The 15,902-nt window shown below is 60.1% G+C and carries 15 protein-coding genes; 7 read left to right on the forward strand and 8 right to left on the reverse strand.

Annotated elements, in window-relative coordinates:
• Positions 1-10: 10 nt before the first annotated feature.
• Both AC0L2C_RS05635 and AC0L2C_RS05640 read right to left on the reverse strand, forming a co-directional pair.
• The gene (locus tag AC0L2C_RS05635) at positions 11-2,419 is read right to left on the reverse strand and encodes a xanthine dehydrogenase family protein molybdopterin-binding subunit (protein ID WP_287062360.1); all 2,409 of its coding nucleotides are present in this window, start codon (positions 2,417-2,419) and stop codon (positions 11-13) included.
• A complete protein-coding gene (locus AC0L2C_RS05640) occupies positions 2,419-3,075 on the reverse strand; it encodes a (2Fe-2S)-binding protein (RefSeq protein WP_128246328.1) in 657 nt (218 codons plus the stop codon). The genes AC0L2C_RS05635 and AC0L2C_RS05640 overlap by 1 nt, the downstream gene beginning before the upstream one ends.
• A 169-nt stretch (positions 3,076-3,244) precedes the next feature.
• Between AC0L2C_RS05640 and AC0L2C_RS05645 the strand changes: the two genes are divergently transcribed.
• The 4 genes from AC0L2C_RS05645 (at position 3,245) to AC0L2C_RS05660 (ending at position 5,773) form a co-directional block, all read left to right on the forward strand.
• On the forward strand, positions 3,245-3,451 hold the full coding sequence (locus tag AC0L2C_RS05645) for a hypothetical protein (protein WP_128246329.1): 207 nt from the start codon (positions 3,245-3,247) through the stop codon (positions 3,449-3,451).
• Between the two features lie 288 nt (positions 3,452-3,739).
• Positions 3,740-3,880 carry a helix-turn-helix domain-containing protein gene (locus AC0L2C_RS05650; RefSeq protein WP_128246330.1) on the forward strand — a complete coding sequence of 47 codons (141 nt, stop codon included), beginning with the start codon at positions 3,740-3,742 and terminating at the stop codon, positions 3,878-3,880.
• 676 nt (positions 3,881-4,556) lie between these two features.
• A complete protein-coding gene (locus AC0L2C_RS05655; protein ID WP_287062366.1) occupies positions 4,557-5,312 on the forward strand; it encodes a LuxR C-terminal-related transcriptional regulator in 756 nt (251 codons plus the stop codon).
• A gap of 182 nt (positions 5,313-5,494) precedes the next feature.
• The gene (locus tag AC0L2C_RS05660; protein ID WP_206072727.1) at positions 5,495-5,773 is read left to right on the forward strand and encodes a hypothetical protein; all 279 of its coding nucleotides are present in this window, start codon (positions 5,495-5,497) and stop codon (positions 5,771-5,773) included.
• A gap of 358 nt (positions 5,774-6,131) precedes the next feature.
• Here the strand turns inward: AC0L2C_RS05660 and AC0L2C_RS05665 are convergent, their stop codons facing one another.
• A complete protein-coding gene (locus AC0L2C_RS05665) occupies positions 6,132-6,347 on the reverse strand; it encodes a DegT/DnrJ/EryC1/StrS family aminotransferase (RefSeq protein WP_287342021.1) in 216 nt (71 codons plus the stop codon).
• Between the two features lie 276 nt (positions 6,348-6,623).
• Complete coding sequence (locus AC0L2C_RS05670; protein ID WP_473522926.1) at positions 6,624-7,172, reverse strand: hypothetical protein; 549 nt, start codon at positions 7,170-7,172, stop codon at positions 6,624-6,626.
• Between AC0L2C_RS05670 and AC0L2C_RS05675 the strand changes: the two genes are divergently transcribed.
• The 3 genes from AC0L2C_RS05675 to AC0L2C_RS05685 all read left to right on the forward strand — a co-directional run bounded on the left by AC0L2C_RS05675 (position 7,153) and on the right by AC0L2C_RS05685 (position 11,558).
• Positions 7,153-8,028, forward strand: a complete 876-nt coding sequence (locus AC0L2C_RS05675) for a right-handed parallel beta-helix repeat-containing protein (protein WP_473522927.1) — start codon at positions 7,153-7,155, stop codon at positions 8,026-8,028. The genes AC0L2C_RS05670 and AC0L2C_RS05675 overlap by 20 nt on opposite strands.
• A gap of 217 nt (positions 8,029-8,245) precedes the next feature.
• Complete coding sequence (locus tag AC0L2C_RS05680; RefSeq protein ID WP_473522928.1) at positions 8,246-10,039, forward strand: type I secretion system permease/ATPase; 1,794 nt, start codon at positions 8,246-8,248, stop codon at positions 10,037-10,039.
• A gap of 118 nt (positions 10,040-10,157) precedes the next feature.
• Complete coding sequence (locus AC0L2C_RS05685) at positions 10,158-11,558, forward strand: HlyD family type I secretion periplasmic adaptor subunit (RefSeq protein WP_287062376.1); 1,401 nt, start codon at positions 10,158-10,160, stop codon at positions 11,556-11,558.
• A 180-nt stretch (positions 11,559-11,738) separates the two neighbouring features.
• On the opposite strand, the gene AC0L2C_RS05690 is transcribed toward AC0L2C_RS05685, so the two are convergent.
• The 4 genes from AC0L2C_RS05690 to AC0L2C_RS05705 all read right to left on the reverse strand — a co-directional run bounded on the left by AC0L2C_RS05690 (position 11,739) and on the right by AC0L2C_RS05705 (position 15,896).
• Positions 11,739-11,966, reverse strand: coding sequence for a hypothetical protein (locus tag AC0L2C_RS05690; protein ID WP_128246336.1), 228 nt, complete (start codon positions 11,964-11,966; stop codon positions 11,739-11,741).
• A gap of 104 nt (positions 11,967-12,070) precedes the next feature.
• Entirely contained in the window at positions 12,071-13,072 is a 1,002-nt protein-coding gene (locus AC0L2C_RS05695; RefSeq protein ID WP_128246337.1) for a nucleotidyltransferase family protein, read from the reverse strand.
• Positions 13,069-14,241 (reverse strand): PqqD family peptide modification chaperone, encoded by a 1,173-nt coding sequence (locus AC0L2C_RS05700; RefSeq protein ID WP_128246338.1) that lies wholly within the window; start codon positions 14,239-14,241, stop codon positions 13,069-13,071. The genes AC0L2C_RS05695 and AC0L2C_RS05700 overlap by 4 nt, the downstream gene beginning before the upstream one ends.
• Positions 14,242-14,456: 215 nt before the next feature.
• On the reverse strand, positions 14,457-15,896 hold the full coding sequence (locus tag AC0L2C_RS05705; RefSeq protein ID WP_128246339.1) for an exopolysaccharide biosynthesis polyprenyl glycosylphosphotransferase: 1,440 nt from the start codon (positions 15,894-15,896) through the stop codon (positions 14,457-14,459).
• Positions 15,897-15,902 lie beyond the last annotated feature (6 nt).

The raw sequence follows: 15,902 nt of genomic DNA on the forward strand, positions 1-15,902 counted from the left end.
CTGGCCGATCTCAGGCGCTGAGCGTCGCCAGCACATTTGCCGGGTTCATCGGCAAAGTGCGGATCCGCTTTCCGGTGGCGTTGTAGAATGCATTGGCGATCGCGGCGCTGGTCGCCACATTGCTTGCCTCGGCGATGCCTCGCGCGTCGGTCGACGACTGCGCCCCGATCTGCTCCATGAGCAGCACCTCGATCGCCGGAGTCTCGCGTGATCCGACCATCTTGTATTGATCGACATTGGCGTTGAGTTGATGGCCGCTCGCCGCGTCCATGATGCGGTCCTCGTAGATCGCGTAGCTGACACCCTGGATGATGCCGCCGATCACCTGGCTCTCGACCAGTTTGGGGTTGATCGGCCTGCCGCAATCGCTGGCAGCGACGATGCGCTCGACCTTGACCACGCCGGTCTCGACATCGACCGCCACCTCGGCGAATTGGACACCGCCCAGCCCATGCCGGCTGATGGAGAGCTCTCCCGGCACCGCAAATCCCTCATAGTCGTCGTGCCGCTTGGCGAGTTTCGAGATTTCGCCGAATTTGGCTTCCTTGGCTGCATCCTTGAGCGGCCTTGCGGCCCCTTCCTTGCCGCGGACGCCCACCTTGCCGTAGGCGAAAAAAATGTCATCGGGATCGGCGTCGTCGAAAAGCGGCGCGAGGCGCGCGGCCAGGTCGCGTGCCGCCGCATAGGCCGCATTGCGGGCAGGCGCCGTCACCGACGCAGTCACCCGGCTGCCGCCGGACGGCGGTCCCCACGGGAACCGCGTGTCGCCGATAAAGACGCCGATGTCCTTGGCATTGAGGCCGAACTCCTCTGCAACCACCTGGGCAAGCACAGTCCGCGTGCCGGTGCCGACATCCTGCGTGCTGTTGTAGACGGAGACCGACCCGTCATCGGCGACCCGCACCTCCACCGTCGTCGGAGGGCTGACGACATACACCCACTGCGCCTGCGCCATGCCAATCCCCCGCTTGATCGGCCCGGCGTCGGCGTTCGGCCGACGCCGGCGGCCCCAGCCGAACCGCTCGGCCGCGACCTTGCGTTCATGCGCCCGTGCAAGCATATCGTCGGTGGGCTTTGTGTCGATGCGATCGCGCAGGATCAGCGGGTCGAGTTGCAGCCGATCCGCGAGTTCGTCCATCGCCTGCTCGAGCGAGAAGATGCCCTGCACCTGTCCGGGTGCGCGGAAAGCCGCGCACGGGCCGGCATTCGTGAACACGTCATACTGCTCGGTGCGCATGTTCGGGCACGGATATAGCGCATTGTAGCAGAAGCCTATGCCGGCGCCCCCAGCGATGCCGCCGGAGCCCCAGCTTATGACGTCGATGGCGGTAAGGGTGCCATCTTGTTTGGCGCCGATCCGTACGCGCTGCAAGCTGTTGGGGCGATTGCCCGCCGAAACATGCTCTTCACGGCGGTCCAGCATCATGCGCACGGGCGCGCCGGCCTTTTGCGACAAATGAATGGCGAGGAGGCCGAAATTGTTGATCCCATATTTGGCGCCGAACCCGCCGCCGGTGAAGTCGCTGATTACCCGGATCTTGCTCTTGGGCAGATCGAAATATTCGGCGGCCTCATCGCGCACGCTGTGCGTGTGCTGCGTGGAGGCATAAATGGTCAGCCCGTCATCCTGCCAATCCGCGACGATGCCATGTGTTTCCATCGGCACATGAGTCTGAACCTGCGTGCGATATTCGGCCTCGACGATCACGTCCGCCTCCGCCAGGCCCTGGTCGATATCGCCCGTGGGCGTCATACCCGGCATGCCGAAGTTGGGACCGCGCACATTGCCCTTCTGCGGCAAGCCTTCCGGTGCGCCGCCGCCGCCGGCCGTCGATGGCTGCTCGACCGGTCCTGGAAAGACGATTGGTGCCTCATCGTCCATCGCCGCATCGAGGTCAGTGACATGCGGCAAGCGCTCGTATTCGACCTTGACGAGCTTCGCCGCCTGGTCGGCGATCCGCTGCGTCTCGGCGGCGACCGCGGCAACGGTCTGGCCGGCGAAGCGGACCGTCGGGTATTTGTTGCGGGCCTCGGCGTCCGGATCGCGAAGCCTGGCGGATTGCAGCAGTGTCTCGAGCACATGTACAGCACGGACGCCGGGGTAACGCTCAGCCGCCGAGGTGTCGATCGAGATCACCCTGGCATGCGGCCATGGGCAGACGATCTGTCGTGCGTAGAGCATTCCCGGCAGTTGCACGTCGAATGTGTATTTCGCCGCGCCCGTCACCTTCTGCACGGCATCGAGCCGCGGGATCGACTTGCCGATGGAGCGCAGTTCGGCGTTCACTGGCAACTGCGGCGGCTCATCGTCCGGCACCTGCCGAGTCACCTGCCTCATCTCCTGCCCGACGATACCGTAGAGCAAGGACTGGGACCGTAACGAAGGCCGGTCGGCCCGTGCCTGATTTTCGGTAGCCATCAGGTGCCCCTCCTCCGATTCTCGCCGGCGACGGCGAGCACTGCCGCAAAGATGTTCGGATAGGTGCCGCAGCGGCACAGGTGACCGCTTATCGCGGCCTTCACCTCGTCGATGCCGGCGTCGGGTTTACGATTTATGAGCGCTGCGCAACTCATTACCATTCCGGGCGTGCAGAATCCGCATTGAAGGGCGTCGTGCTCGACGAACGCCTGCTGCACCGGATGAAGCTTGCCGCCCTTGGCCAGCCCCTCGATCGTGGTGATGTTCCTGCCCCGGGCGTCGAGCACCAGCGTCATGCAACTGCTGGCAGGCTGACCATCGAGCCAGACCGTGCAGGCAGAACAGGCTCCGCGATCGCAGCCGATTTTGGTGCCGGTCAGGCCGAGGTGATTGCGGAGGACGTCGACCAGCGTGGTGGCGGGTTCCGCCTGCACCGGGACCCGTCGTCCATTTATCGTGAGGTCGATCGGGATCAGACCAGGGCCAAGCACTTCGTTGGCATCGTCCTGCATAGAACCATCAACGGCTGCCTGCGCCGCCCCTGCTTCCAGCAACGCCGCCCCTACGGCCGAGGTGCCACCGTGCTTCAGGAACGTCCGACGAGAGATGCCCGATCTCGTGGATCCCGGAACTTGACTGCGGCTCAATTCTGCCATGCTGTACCTCCGGATTTGTTACAGCGGTTACCAAAACTAGGGTGATCGGATCAGCACCAAGCTAGGGGACCGATCGGTTCGCGCCAGACGCCATCACAACGAAGTGACCGTCGAGGCGATCGCGACGCTGGGCATGCCGTCGAGGCCGCAAAGCGGCTTGAGGCTTACCATGATCGCCGGCGGCAGCGCCGCCGCCGCTGCGGATCGTCAGCAAAGAAACCGGGGCGGCGCGAGCCGCCCTTTTTCGTTGCTGCCGGGGCGCTGCCAAATGCTGCCAAATCGGCTTGGCAGCACCCATTATAACCCATTGATAACAAAGAAAAAATGGTGGTTGTCGCAGTCTCTGGCGAACCGGTCTCTGTCCAATTTTCCCTGATAGGCGCCGAAAAACAGTGAACTTCGAGGTTTTTGAGGGCCTGACCCAATTTTCAATCAGAAATCGCTGCGCAGATTCAATGCTTTAGCGCCAAATTCCCTACACGTACTAACAGGGAATTGTTTAGCAGCTAGCAGGGAATCCAAATCGGAGCAGGCCAAGATGGCAAATCGCGGACTGGCGGCCGGCTCGCTAGCTCAATTGTCGAGCGCTACTGCTGGTTTGCTTGTCGGCCTATGGAAGATATGAGTCTCCCCTTACGCAATACGACTTGCTGACATCCTCGGAATGACCACCGTTCACGTCAACCGAACGTTGAGGGAACTCCGAAAGGCCGATCTCGTCTCGTTCAGGGGCGGCCATGTAAAGGTGATCAACCGCAAGAAGCTGGTCGAAATAATCGGATTCGACAACGAGTATCTCAGGTAACGGCTATCTCCTAGCGCGGCAACGCATGGGCCATTAGCAAATTCTCTGCCGGAAGACGACCCCTCGGCCGTCGCTGGAACAGTTCCAGCCGAGTTTTTCGGGACGACTGGTCGTGCGCGGCCTGGCGGGGCGTGATATTATCTCGACCACACGGTATCCGCATCCGGCTTGCGGCGAAGGACGGGCCGAACGAAACTCAACCTCGTTCGTGTTGAGCAATATGCAGAAAGGTCCGATCATCATGACGGCGACACGGCCTATCGCGCGACGAGAGAGTGCTGCCGAATACGTGCAGGTGCCTGACACACTGCGGCAGACCTGACCACGCCAACGTCCACCTTCAGGAATCCTCCTCTATCGTTGCAATCGCCGCAGGCACTACCCGATCGTCGTTCGACTACCAGCGGCTTGAGATGGCTAACCCGTGCCATCCCTGCGTCTTCAGGCAGATTGCCGCCCCGGGTTCTAGCTTTACGTCGGTTTGCGGCGAAATTTAACGAAAAAGCAACCTATGTTAGTGACTACTTATAAATAGTCCTTACACTGCCCAACCTGTTCTCGCCAGGAGGGAGTGAGGAACTGCAAGAGACTCAATCCGAGGGCATCGAGTGCAGTTGGGGCGTGGAGTGCTCTACTCGACGCGTGTACTTCGATCGCGCCGAAGCGGGAGGCAATGATGACAGGAGAATCCTTTACAACAGTACTTGTCGGGCCGAGCGAGTTACTCCGAGAAGGCCTTAGTCGAATCCTGGATGCGACAAAGTTTCGTGTCCTTTTCTCTGCGGCTTGTGTTCACGATCTTCTGGAGAAGCCGCTAGCCCAGCACCGGTCCATCTTGCTCATCATAGATGTCGGCGGTACTGATGCGGATGCTGATTTCGCTCAAATTGCAGAATTCAAAGCGATTTATCCGACCAGCCATGTCGTCGCGTTAGCCGATCACTGTCGATCGACCGATATAGTTTCAGCTTTTCGTGCGGGGGCAGACGGGTATTTGATAAAAGTCGCTGCTTACGACACCTTCATCAAAGCTCTGGAATTGGTTATGCTAGGGCAGACGGTGTTACCTGCCGAAACTTCAACGGCTATTCAAGAAATAAGGCATGATCTGAAACCTGACGCAGCTGATGAGTTAACAAAGGTGGCTGTTAACGTGGAGCATGAGGATCATGAACTATCAATTTTGTCAAATCGGGAAAACTGTATTCTACGCCGCTTAATCGAAGGGGAGTCTAACAAAGCCATCGCGCGCGAGATCGACATTGCCGAAGCTACGGTGAAGGTACACGTCAAGGCCATCCTCCGAAAGATCCGGGTCCGCAACCGTACACAGGCTGCAGTTTGGGCGATGAACCATGGCATGCTTACTCCCGCATCCGGCAATGCCCCGTCGGGGAGCGACATGGCAACTCAGCCGTCTTACAATATATAATCATTCGGGCTGGTGCATTCGCTTTTGCCAAAGCTTCGCCCTGATATGAGCCTCCGCTATCTAGAACCATACGCTCAAATCATCCCCCGGCGATGGTAGCGCGGTGGAGACGGCATCGCAGGGGCGCATGAGGGGGACCCCACCAGTGTTACTGCCATTTTGAAGTTGAGGGCTTTATCAAAGTGGGCAAAGCAAAAATTACTTCTGGATTCTCGTTTAGCGAAGTGCGGATCGGAACGGTCGAGGGCGGAGAATCGGGGGTTCTGGTGTGGAAGTGCGACCAACTGGTGGCGGTCCTCACGCAGATCGACGAGGAAGCCTACTCGACGAAAGGCAAATGGTTTCTCGAGACGGGCTTCGGGCTGCTAAGCGGGCAGCACAAGAATTTCGATACGATAGAGGAGGCAATAAGATGGGTTGGCAGATACACCTTCCCCGAGCCTGCTTACACTGCAGATTGAGCGACCCTTCCGAGGCAATTGGTCCGAGTCCAAGCCCACACGCCAACCGCATATTCTTTAGGAAAACCCTACGCCAAAACACCCCTCATTAGGCGTAGGGCAGCATCGTCGTGGCCCATCCGGATTTCTCAAACCTGAGGCCTTGGGGAAGGGCACGAGCCCTGGTTTTCAGCCGCTACGGGCGACGGCCATCGTGGCGCCGATGCGCGGCCGCCAGGGTTACCGGGGCTTTTCGCGGGCCGATGAAAGAAAAACATGAGGCGGCCAGTTCCGATTATGGTTACCTCGATACGATTGCCAAGATTGACGGCTTGGTCGATGTTCGCGTCTTAATTCATCTGGCGCGTCAAGCCGTGCATCAGGTCGTCCACGTAGCAAGCTTTGCCAGTTGCTGCGCGAAGGCGCTCACCTTATTGCGCCGCAAGCTGCCTCCGCCGCGTGAAGAGTGCGAGAAGCCGTTGCAGTTGCTCACGCCGATGGCAGCCTGCAGGTCCGTCAGGCGGTAATTGTAGCCGAGTTCAGGATAGCTCTCGTAGATCACCTGTTTCGAGCCGTGCCGTTGGCCGCCTAGCATGCATGACCTTGTCCCCTGCTGCTCGGGAGTAGGGTCACGCGTGATCCGAGTACTAGGCGACGTTTGCAATCCGACGTAGGCGCAGGCTTGAACGCAGCGCCGATCACCCGGGAGAGTCTCAGTATAGCCCTATCCACGCCGTATTCTGAACATGAAGGTTAGCATTATATTACCAGACGAAATTTCTGGTTGTATAAGCGGAGTTTCGTCAAGACGATAAAATATCGTTTATCGTCGATGGGTGTCCTTAGTGATACTTATAGTGAATTCAAATTTTTAACTGGAGAAGCACATGAAGCACATGAAATGGATGAATTCTGAAAATGGAATACAGTGGGAACACTCGGAACGGTTGAACAACTTACGCGCGAGGGCGGAGACAGCCGCGTCGAGTCCGACATCGACCGAGACGACCGAGGCTCCCACTTCCACCGCTTCCGCGCCGACGGAGACAGCCGCGTCGAGCCCGAAATCGACCGTGACGGCCGAGGCTCCCACTTCCGCCGCTTCCGCGCCGACGGAGACAGCCGCGTCGAGCCCGACATCGACCGTGACGGCCGAGGCTCCCACTTCCACCGCTTCCGCGCCGACGGAGACAGCCGCGTCGAGCCCGACATCGACCGTGACGGCCGAGGCTCCGACTTCCACCGCTTCCGCGCCGACGGAGACAGCCGCGTCAAGCCCGACATCGACCGTGACAACCGAGGCTCCCACTTCCACCGCTTCCGCGCCGACGGCATCCACGCAGCCGGCGCAGGGTCTTACCCACACCACCACACCGATCCAATCGGAGTACGATGGCCAGGTGATTGAAAATCTTGACATCCACGTCACCAACGGGGACGCAGTCACGATTACGCATGACAATGTCATCCTGCGCAATGTTCGTATTCATCACGCCGAAGGCGACGGGGTGTCGGTATCGGGCGCAACCGGCGTCACCATCGAGAACACCGAGGTCATCAACGCCGACCCGCCGGCGGGAATCGACGCCGAGACGAGCCCGGACATCATCAACATCAGGGCAGAAAACGCCGCGAACCTGACCGTTCAAAACACCACGGTGCGGGAAGGCTCGACCGGTATCTATCTCGTGGACTCGCCCGGTGCGAATCTCTCGCACGTCGATGGCTACGACTTCCATGGCCCCTTCCCGCGCGGTCAGTTCGTCCAGTTCAACAACTCGGGCAATAGTTCGCTGACCGACTTCTATGCCGTCAACGACGCCGCCAACTCGCATCCTGAGGACATCGTCTCGGTCTATGGTAGCCCGAATACGACGATCTCTAACGGGGTGATCGACGGTAACAACTCCGTGACCGGCGTCGGCGTGATGTTCGAGAACGGATCGACCGGCGGCAGGGTGCAGAACGTTGACGCCATCCATCAGGGCAATGGCGCGTTCTCGTCCTACGCGAGCGATGTTACCTTCGACGATACGAGGTCGTTCGACGGTATCAACGCCGACCAAGGCCGCGGGGCTTCCTCGTCGAATGGACTGATCTGGAATGTCAGCTCCGGCGGGGTCAGTGTCCTGAACTCGAGCTACACCAACGCTGGCAACCCCAACAACATCATTTGGGACAAGTCAAAGGCGGTCGTAGCCGACGTGCACGAGGATGCCGCCGCCACCCCAATGGCACACATCGATAACCAGTTCGCCTGGGATTACGCAGTCTGAACAGGCGGCGCAACCCGCTGCAGCAGACGGTTGCGCCACACTTCAGCACGGTGTGATGGGGCAGGGCTCGCGCTCGGACCAACTCGGCGGGTGGTTCCGTCGGGGGATTTTTGCATGAGACCTCGCCTGCCCTGCCGCCTTCCTCGCTCGTGAACAGAGGCCTGAAAATGGCCAGGTTAGAGCGCCCTGCGACCGCTTCACTGGATTCGGATAATAGATGACAAATTTCTCCTTGCACGTGCCCTCGCCGCTGGCGGTGGCCTTGCGCGAGATCCGTCCGGGCCTCTGCGCGGCCGGCGGGCTCTCGCTCTTCATCAATCTTCTCATGTTCGTGTCTCCGCTCTACACGATGCAAATTTATGATCGCGTCCTAACGAGCCGTAATGCCGTCACGCTCGTCATTATTTCGGTGATCGTTGGCGTGTTGCTGATGACCTATGGGACCCTCGAACATTATCGGGCTCGTATCCTCCAGCAGGCTGGCGTGCGGTTCGACCGGCTCTTGTCTGGTCCCGCCTTCGAGGCGGCGCTTTCCTCGGCGCTGCGTACCCGCGGATCGAATCATGGACAGACCCTGCGCGATCTCGACCTCATGCGCGACATTCTTTCGGGCGGCGTCATCATGGCGCTGATGGACGCGCCCTGGGCTCCGATCTACATCGTGATCTGCTTCCTACTTCACCCGTTGATCGGCCTTGTGGCCCTCGTCGGCGCGGTGGCGATAGTGACGATCGCACTCGTAAATGAGCGAGCGACGAAGGGCTTGCTCTTGCGAGCCTCGCTCACGAACACTCGCGCGATCGACAGGCTGGGCTCCTCGCTGCGCAATGCAGAGGCAATTCGGGGGCTCGGGATGGGGCCCGCTATCCGGTCACGGTGCACCGGAATCCGCGAGGAAGCGCTAGGTTACTCCGTCAGCGCGGGCGAGCGCGGCGGCACATTTCTTGCGTTGTCCAAGTTTCTGCGCATGGCCATTCAAACGGCCATGATGGGCATCGGTGCGTACCTGGCTATTAACCAGGAAATCTCCGGGGGCGTCCTGTTTGCGGCGTCGCTTATCATGGGTCGGGCGCTTGCCCCTATTGAGATCATGGTGGCGCAATGGAAAAGTATCGTGTCCGCGCGCAGCGCCCATGCGCGCCTGGAACGCATATTCGAGGAGAACCCGCCCATTGCTGGACGCGTGCGTCTGCCTGACGTCAGGGGTACGGTTTCCGTCGAGAACCTTTTCGTCCTCGCCCCCGGTACGAACACGCCGGTCGTCATGGGCGCGACGTTCACGCTGAAAGCGGGAGAGGTGGTCGCCCTCGTTGGTTTATCGGGCTCGGGCAAATCCTCGCTCGCGCGTGCGCTTGTAGGTGCGTCGCCGCCGGCGCAAGGATGCGTGCGACTCGATGGCAACGATTTGCGCCATTACGATCCGGACCAACTCGGCACCGCGCTCGGCTACCTGCCCCAGGATATTGAGCTGTTCTCCGGTTCCGTGCGCGACAACATTGCGCGCTTCCGAGCTGACGCGGTCGATGCGCAGGTGACCGAGGCGGCAACACTCGCCTCTGCGCACGAGATGATCCAGCGCCTCCCCAAAGGGTATATGACCGACATCGGGGAGGATGGAGTCGGACTGTCGGGTGGGCAGCGGCAGCGGGTCGGTCTCGCGCGCGCCCTGTTTGGCGAGCCGAGCTTCGTCGTGCTCGATGAGCCTGATGCCAATTTGGACAGCGATGGCAATCGCGCACTGATCCGGGCAATCGAAGGGTTGCGGAGAGACGGAAAGACCGTTGTGATCGTGACCCACAGGCCGAACCTCCTGTCGGCGGTGGATCGAATGATCATCATGCAGGAAGGACGAATAGCGCAGATGGGCAGTCGTGACCAGTTGCTGCCGTCGCTCGTCGGCCCGAACGTAGCGCCGGCACCGCGGCGGCCCGTCTGGGATGGAGGGCGCGCCGGACCGCCGGCGTCAGATCCAGCGCACTCTCTCCTCCGCCGGACACGCGTCGATGCATAACGAGTCGAAACCAATGATGATGCCTGACACCTCGAAAAGGACGGCAATCATAGCACGGGTTCGCGGGCTCCCGATGCGGACGGCCCGCTCGACCCCTGCCCCCGCTTGTACAAGCGGGGTGGGGCCGACACTTTCCGCGCTCTTGCATGCAGGACGGGCGACTCGAGCTAGCTTCCCGCAGATTTTCGCGCCGTTAGATTTTGCCGGCTCAGACCACAAGCCGGCGCACGCAAACCTCTCCGGCGACTGGCGCAAGCCCGCGCGGATGGGCTTTGGCATCGTCGTGCTGACCTTCGGCATCCTCGGCGGGTGGGCCTCTCTGGCCAGCCTCGACAGCGCGGTGATCGCTTCGGGTACAGTTGTGGTCGAAACCGACCGCAAGGCGGTTCAGCACCTTGCGGGCGGTATCGTGCGCGACATTCTCGTCTCGCCCAACGCACACGTGACCGAGGGTCAGGTGCTCGTGCGCCTTGATCTCACCGAGGCGCAGGCGCAGGGCGAAATCGCGAGGTCCGCTGTCTTCTCGCTGCTTGCCGAGAAGGCACGGCTGCAGGCGGAACTGGACGGAGCCGAAATGGTCACTTTCCCGCGCGAACTCACGCTAGGGAGCGCCCCCCTCGCCCAGCGCGCGATGGAAGACCAGTTGCGACTGTTCAACAAGCGCCGCTTGGCCCGTACGAACGAGGTTCCCATTTTGCAGGAGCGCATCGCCCAGTCCGAACGGAAGATCGAGGCCATGCAATCCCAAAGCGAGGCTGTCCGTTTGCAGATCGAGAGTATCACAGAAGAGCACGATATGCTGGCGCCCTTAGCCCATAAGGGCATCATTCTGGGCACGCGGCTGACCGCGCTCAAACGGCAGCAGGCCGATCTCCAAGGTCAGCTTGGTGCCTTCCTTGCCGAAATAGCGGGCGAGCGCCACACTATCGGCGAGGCGCGACTCCAGATCGAGCAAGTCGGGCGCGAGGCCATCGAAGAGGTCTCGGCACAGTTTGCCGAGACCAGTGCCAAGCTCACCGACGCCGGCGAAAAGCTGCACGTTGCAGATGACGTGCTCAACCGCACCGAAATACGCGCACCGCGGTCCGGGCGCGTTGTCGGCTTTAAGGTACACACGATAGGAGCCGTGGTTCGCCCCGGCGAAACCTTGATGGAGATCGTCCCTGACGACGACACTCTGATCGTCTCGGCGAAGATGTCGCCGGTCGACATCAACAATGTTGCCGAGGGCCTTCCTGCCGAGATCCGACTGCCTTCGTTCAAGGCTCGCTCGACGCCGGTCGCGATCGGCGAGGTGCAGACCGTTGCCGCTGACGCGCTCCATGACGAAGTGACGCGTGAGCCCTACTACGAGTTGAAAGTTTCCGTGCAGGTCTCTCAGTTCCCCGAACAGGTCCGCGAGAAACTTAGGCCCGGCATGCCGGCGGAGGTGATCGTTGCGACCGGCGAGACGACCGTGCTGTCCTACTTGACGCAACCTCTGACGGACGCGTTCCGTCTCGGCATGCGCGAAAACTGACCCCTTCCCTTAGACGGGATCAGGGTAGACCGCAGAGACGCGGCAATATGGCAGGATGGATGACCGCTGGGGCAAAGATCGGGCGAGGCGCGCTTCCGTTTCCACGGCCGCCTCCAACCGGCTTAGGCGTTCCGGACTACACGTCATCTATGATCGGCCAGAACGACCAGAGGAACCATTCTAACGCTTGCGGCCAGGAGTGCGTTTCTTGCCGCCCCATCCATGTCCGGGACGTGCGCCATGCGATGCGGCAATAGCTTGCGAGTTCAGGCTCGTGCCAAGCAACAGAGCAATGGATGGAGGTGTTACAACAGCAAAACGCCCGGCATTCTTTAGAAATTCACGACGTGCCTGTTCTTCCGGGACAAGTTTATCTGTCTTTCCTTTGGAATATTTCTCGCTCTTCATCAAACGTACTCCGGCCAGCGCGACAACTCTAACCACACAATCTATCATATGCGACTCGTGAAGACAACGCGCCATCAAGATACAATTCAGGAAATTAAGTATTACTACACTTTTGACCCGAGATCGCCGTCAAGGAGGATGCTAGTGGCGCGGCGTCCAAAGTCGAGCGGACTCCGTCGGCCCAAGCCATCGCCATGTAGAAGTCGCCACATACCCCACAGCGAATTGCCGACCAGGCGCAATGGAACGCCGAGGACGGGATGATACAAGGGGAAGACACGCCGCCAGTGTTGAAAGCGAACCAATGGGCGCCGCACATATTGCGCCGGTGCTCTGACGCCAAAGAAGTGACTCAATGCCAGGAGTTGAGTATCGAACGCGTTCCGCGCGCTCTGGTCGGGCAAGGATGTTCGAAGCACCGCCCAATCCAGCTTATGCTGTTCCGCCAGCCGTGCCAGATCATAAAGGTGGCGAAAGTCGGTCCTTCCGCGCCAGTAGTCCGCCTCCTTGATGAGATCATGCATGATCCAGTGGAGGGCCCGCGACTGTGGGGCGGGGATTTTCGCCCTAAGGCCGTGACGGCGGGCAAGCCTCGGGGACTCGCGGTCAATCTCCCGGTACGGCCGGAGCTCCAGGAGACCGACGTCTTGCGGGCGCGCCAGGCTACCCGCGACCGTCACTTCGGCATAGCCAAGCTTGGCAAGGCAAGCCCGGGCAGCCCCTTCTTTGGCCGTTTCCACAGCCAAGTCGAGATCGCTCATGATCCTGTCGGGAACCCTGCCGCTCGACGAAAGGAACAAGGGAACGGCCCCTTTGAGCAGGACCGGAACGACGCCCCACTGATTGAGGGCAGCAACGGCTTCATTCAGTTGCCTGCGCAAGCGCAAATTGCGTTCCCGGTTGCAGCGGTAAATGAACTGAAGATACTGGCCCACGTCTTCGGGGAGCCGGTCAAGCTGGCCCGTGTGCGAAAGAGTGGCGAACAAGACGGGCGTAAGCAGAGTGTGGTTGGCGAGTGCAATTACCGCCTGCCAGTCGGCCGTTACCACCGGGCGGCCGCTAAGTCCCGCGATCAGGGCCTCGAGCGCATCCCTGGTGGGCTTCATCGGCACGCCTCCTTCAGCAGTTCCAACGCGTCATCCAATTTGGCATAGGTCAGGCAAAAGCCCTGTGCCGATCGGATGACTTGGCAAAGAACGTCGAACGCGGTGCTGCTTAGCTCTTTATTCCGCGCAAAGGCGCCGTTCAGCAAGCCACCCAGGATGTCGGTCGGGTCAATCACCCGCAGGGAAGGTTTGGCATCCTGCGTCCGACAGAGCAAGACCACCCAGCCCACGGGCCGGGGAACGGGAGGGACATGATCCTTAGGCACAAGAAAGCGCACGCGTCTGCGATCGGGGCGCCGGTAAACCGGAGACCTGCCGAGTTCGGGGAAATGTTGTCCGAGAATGGACCATGATCCCGATTTGACTGCAGGCGCAAAAGCAAGGCCGATACCGTGTCCGGCCGAGTCGAGAAGTGTCACATCGTCTGCCGCGAAGCCAAACCCCGCGTGGACCAGCGCCAAGGTCAGCGTCGTCTTGCCCGAGCCGGGGTTACCACAAAGGAGGAGCGTGCGGCCGTTCTTGAAAAGCGCCGCCGCATGGAGGGCGAGTTCATATTCACTGTGCCCAAGCACTTCGGCCAGCAGTTGCCCTTTGACCATAATGGGTATCTCGTCTCGACCACAGGAATCAGTCCAGTGGCCATCCCGGAACAGGTGGATCCGCTCCCTACGCTCAACCAGATGGAATAGAACGTCGACGGCCCTGTTTCGAACTTCGAGATGCTGAAATACGGTCGCGGCCGGAAAGGCGACGGCCGTCGGATACAGTATGCGCACACACACGCCTGGAACAGCAACGACCTGGCAGATATATTGATGAGCTGCGGTTGGGCACGGCGGTGGAGCAGGCTGGATTAGGCCGAGCCGTTCCCAGTCTTGAAGGGCAGCCTCGACATAGCCATAGGCGTCTTGCCTATCAACGCCACGGGCTGCCATCTCGCCCAAGATAGCCTCGACCGGCACGCCTTCTTCAAGCGAGCGCCAGATATCAGCCGCAGTGTCATTGAGCGCAAAAACTACCCCCTGCGTTGAACTGAGCAGGATATTTTGCCCTTTGATGCATGCAAGCCGCCCTTGGGGAACTAACCTCGCCGTAGCATACTCGACAAGGGAAGGCCCCGCAGTTCGGTCAGTGGTTCGGGTTTGTTGCGGACTCACAGAAGCCGTCATCCTCGTTTGGTGTGGGCGTGGAGATCGTTCGATTCGAGTGGAACTCACGACCAGAGAGACACGATCTGATAGCGTCGAAGAAGAGGTTCGCTCTTTCCGAGTGAGGTGTCGCTTGGCAGTTAATTGATGGGGTCGTCTGCCAGTCGCCACTCCTTGCAAATCAATCACTTGCCACACAAAATCGCCTCCAGCGGCCTCGAATCGGCAAAGTTGGGCTAGAAGGCGTTTCGCCCCGTCCAGATGCGGGGGATGGTCAGAAGCAGGATCTTTACGTCGAGCCAGACCGACCAGTTGTTGACGTACCACATATCGTGTTCGACACGCCTGATCATCATGTATACATGCGGCGTCGCGCCGCGGCAGCCATTTATTTGTGCCCAGCCGGTGATCCCCGGCTTCACCTTGTGCCGAGCCGGATAGAGAGAAATGATCTGACTGTATTCGCTGTCATGCGCCAGCGCATGCGGCCGCGGGCCTATCAACGACATGTCGCCCTTCAGCACGTTCCACAGCTGCGGAATCTCGTCGATACTGAACCTTCTCAATATGCGCCCAACGCGGGTAACGCGGGGATCGCCCCTGCAGGCTTGAGGGACAACAGGCCCGTCCTCCAGGATCGTCATCGTTCGGAACTTATAGATCTTGAACGTGCGGCCATTGAACCCGGCCCGACGCTGACAGAAGAGCACCGGCCTCCCGGATTCGAGCGCAATCAGCCCCGCTACAACGGCCAGAGGGGGCAGAAGAAATGGAAGGGCGGCAGTGGTCAACACAAGGTCGAAGAGCCGCTTCGTAAGCAGCTGAGGCGTCGTTAGGGGCGCGCGTTGCAGTTCTATCGCCCTCGTCCCCCCCAGGTTGACGACAGGCCGCTTCAAGAGCGCGCTAACAACGTGGTCCGGAAGGAGCCTTACGGGTACCGGAACCACGCAAAGGTAAGCGGTGATTTTCTCAATCAGGGAAATGTCAGCCCAACTGACAGCAAGGACTATCTCGTCGACAGAACGCCGACGCACATGTTCAATGAGCTTTTCCATACACTCAAGGAGCGAGCCCTCGCTGGATGCCGCCGGCAATGTAATGGTTTGGCAGACGTCGCATCCGGAAGCCTCGATTGCCTGGACTACGCCACTTGGCACGCGCACGTCCGATTGCGTTACGATCACTACTTGCGGTTTGGCAAGCATGTCCGACCTGGTCAAGGAGGCAAACAGTCGTCCGGCGCCCAAGCGCACGAAGATGATGCCGCCAAGTCCCGTCACGAAGAACAGCATAACGGCTTGGCGCGAAAACATGTCTCCCACCTTGAGTGTAAGCGCCACAACCGACAGGCAAAGAAAGACCGCCGTCCAGATCAGCACGACCTCCTTGATCTGTGAGGCCAGCGACCGCGGCTCGGAACTCAGATATAGGCCGCGCGCATATGCGGAAGTCGAAAAAAGGGCGGCTACAACAACACCAAGCCCGAAGTTCCGGCCGTACTCGCCGAAATGTCCGAAACTCACAAAATCATATACCTTTCCCGAGACGATGCTGAGCAGCACGACGGACATTGCCTCGAGAAGCGGAAACGACTGCAGAAGAACATTGCCTTTGACGTTCCACCGCGGTGCGATTGACGTGACGCCCGCACGGGGGTCTTCATGAAGAAGTGCCATGACGTT

The sequence above is a fragment of the Mesorhizobium sp. WSM4845 genome (assembly GCF_055811455.1).

What these genes read in the sequence shown, in the direction of transcription:
- AC0L2C_RS05635 (WP_287062360.1), bottom strand. Translation starts at nt 2,419, where the DNA reads ATGGCTACCGAAAATCAGGCACGGGCCGACCGGCCTTCGTTACGGTCC.
- AC0L2C_RS05640 (WP_128246328.1), bottom strand. Translation starts at nt 3,075, where the DNA reads ATGGCAGAATTGAGCCGCAGTCAAGTTCCGGGATCCACGAGATCGGGC.
- AC0L2C_RS05645 (WP_128246329.1), top strand. Translation starts at nt 3,245, where the DNA reads ATGATCGCCGGCGGCAGCGCCGCCGCCGCTGCGGATCGTCAGCAAAGA.
- AC0L2C_RS05650 (WP_128246330.1), top strand. Translation starts at nt 3,740, where the DNA reads ATGACCACCGTTCACGTCAACCGAACGTTGAGGGAACTCCGAAAGGCC.
- AC0L2C_RS05655 (WP_287062366.1), top strand. Translation starts at nt 4,557, where the DNA reads ATGACAGGAGAATCCTTTACAACAGTACTTGTCGGGCCGAGCGAGTTA.
- AC0L2C_RS05665 (WP_287342021.1), bottom strand. Translation starts at nt 6,347, where the DNA reads ATGCTAGGCGGCCAACGGCACGGCTCGAAACAGGTGATCTACGAGAGC.
- AC0L2C_RS05670 (WP_473522926.1), bottom strand. Translation starts at nt 7,172, where the DNA reads ATGTCAAGATTTTCAATCACCTGGCCATCGTACTCCGATTGGATCGGT.
- AC0L2C_RS05680 (WP_473522928.1), top strand. Translation starts at nt 8,246, where the DNA reads ATGACAAATTTCTCCTTGCACGTGCCCTCGCCGCTGGCGGTGGCCTTG.
- AC0L2C_RS05690 (WP_128246336.1), bottom strand. Translation starts at nt 11,966, where the DNA reads ATGAAGAGCGAGAAATATTCCAAAGGAAAGACAGATAAACTTGTCCCG.
- AC0L2C_RS05695 (WP_128246337.1), bottom strand. Translation starts at nt 13,072, where the DNA reads ATGAAGCCCACCAGGGATGCGCTCGAGGCCCTGATCGCGGGACTTAGC.
- AC0L2C_RS05700 (WP_128246338.1), bottom strand. Translation starts at nt 14,241, where the DNA reads ATGACGGCTTCTGTGAGTCCGCAACAAACCCGAACCACTGACCGAACT.
- AC0L2C_RS05705 (WP_128246339.1), bottom strand. Translation starts at nt 15,896, where the DNA reads ATGGCACTTCTTCATGAAGACCCCCGTGCGGGCGTCACGTCAATCGCA.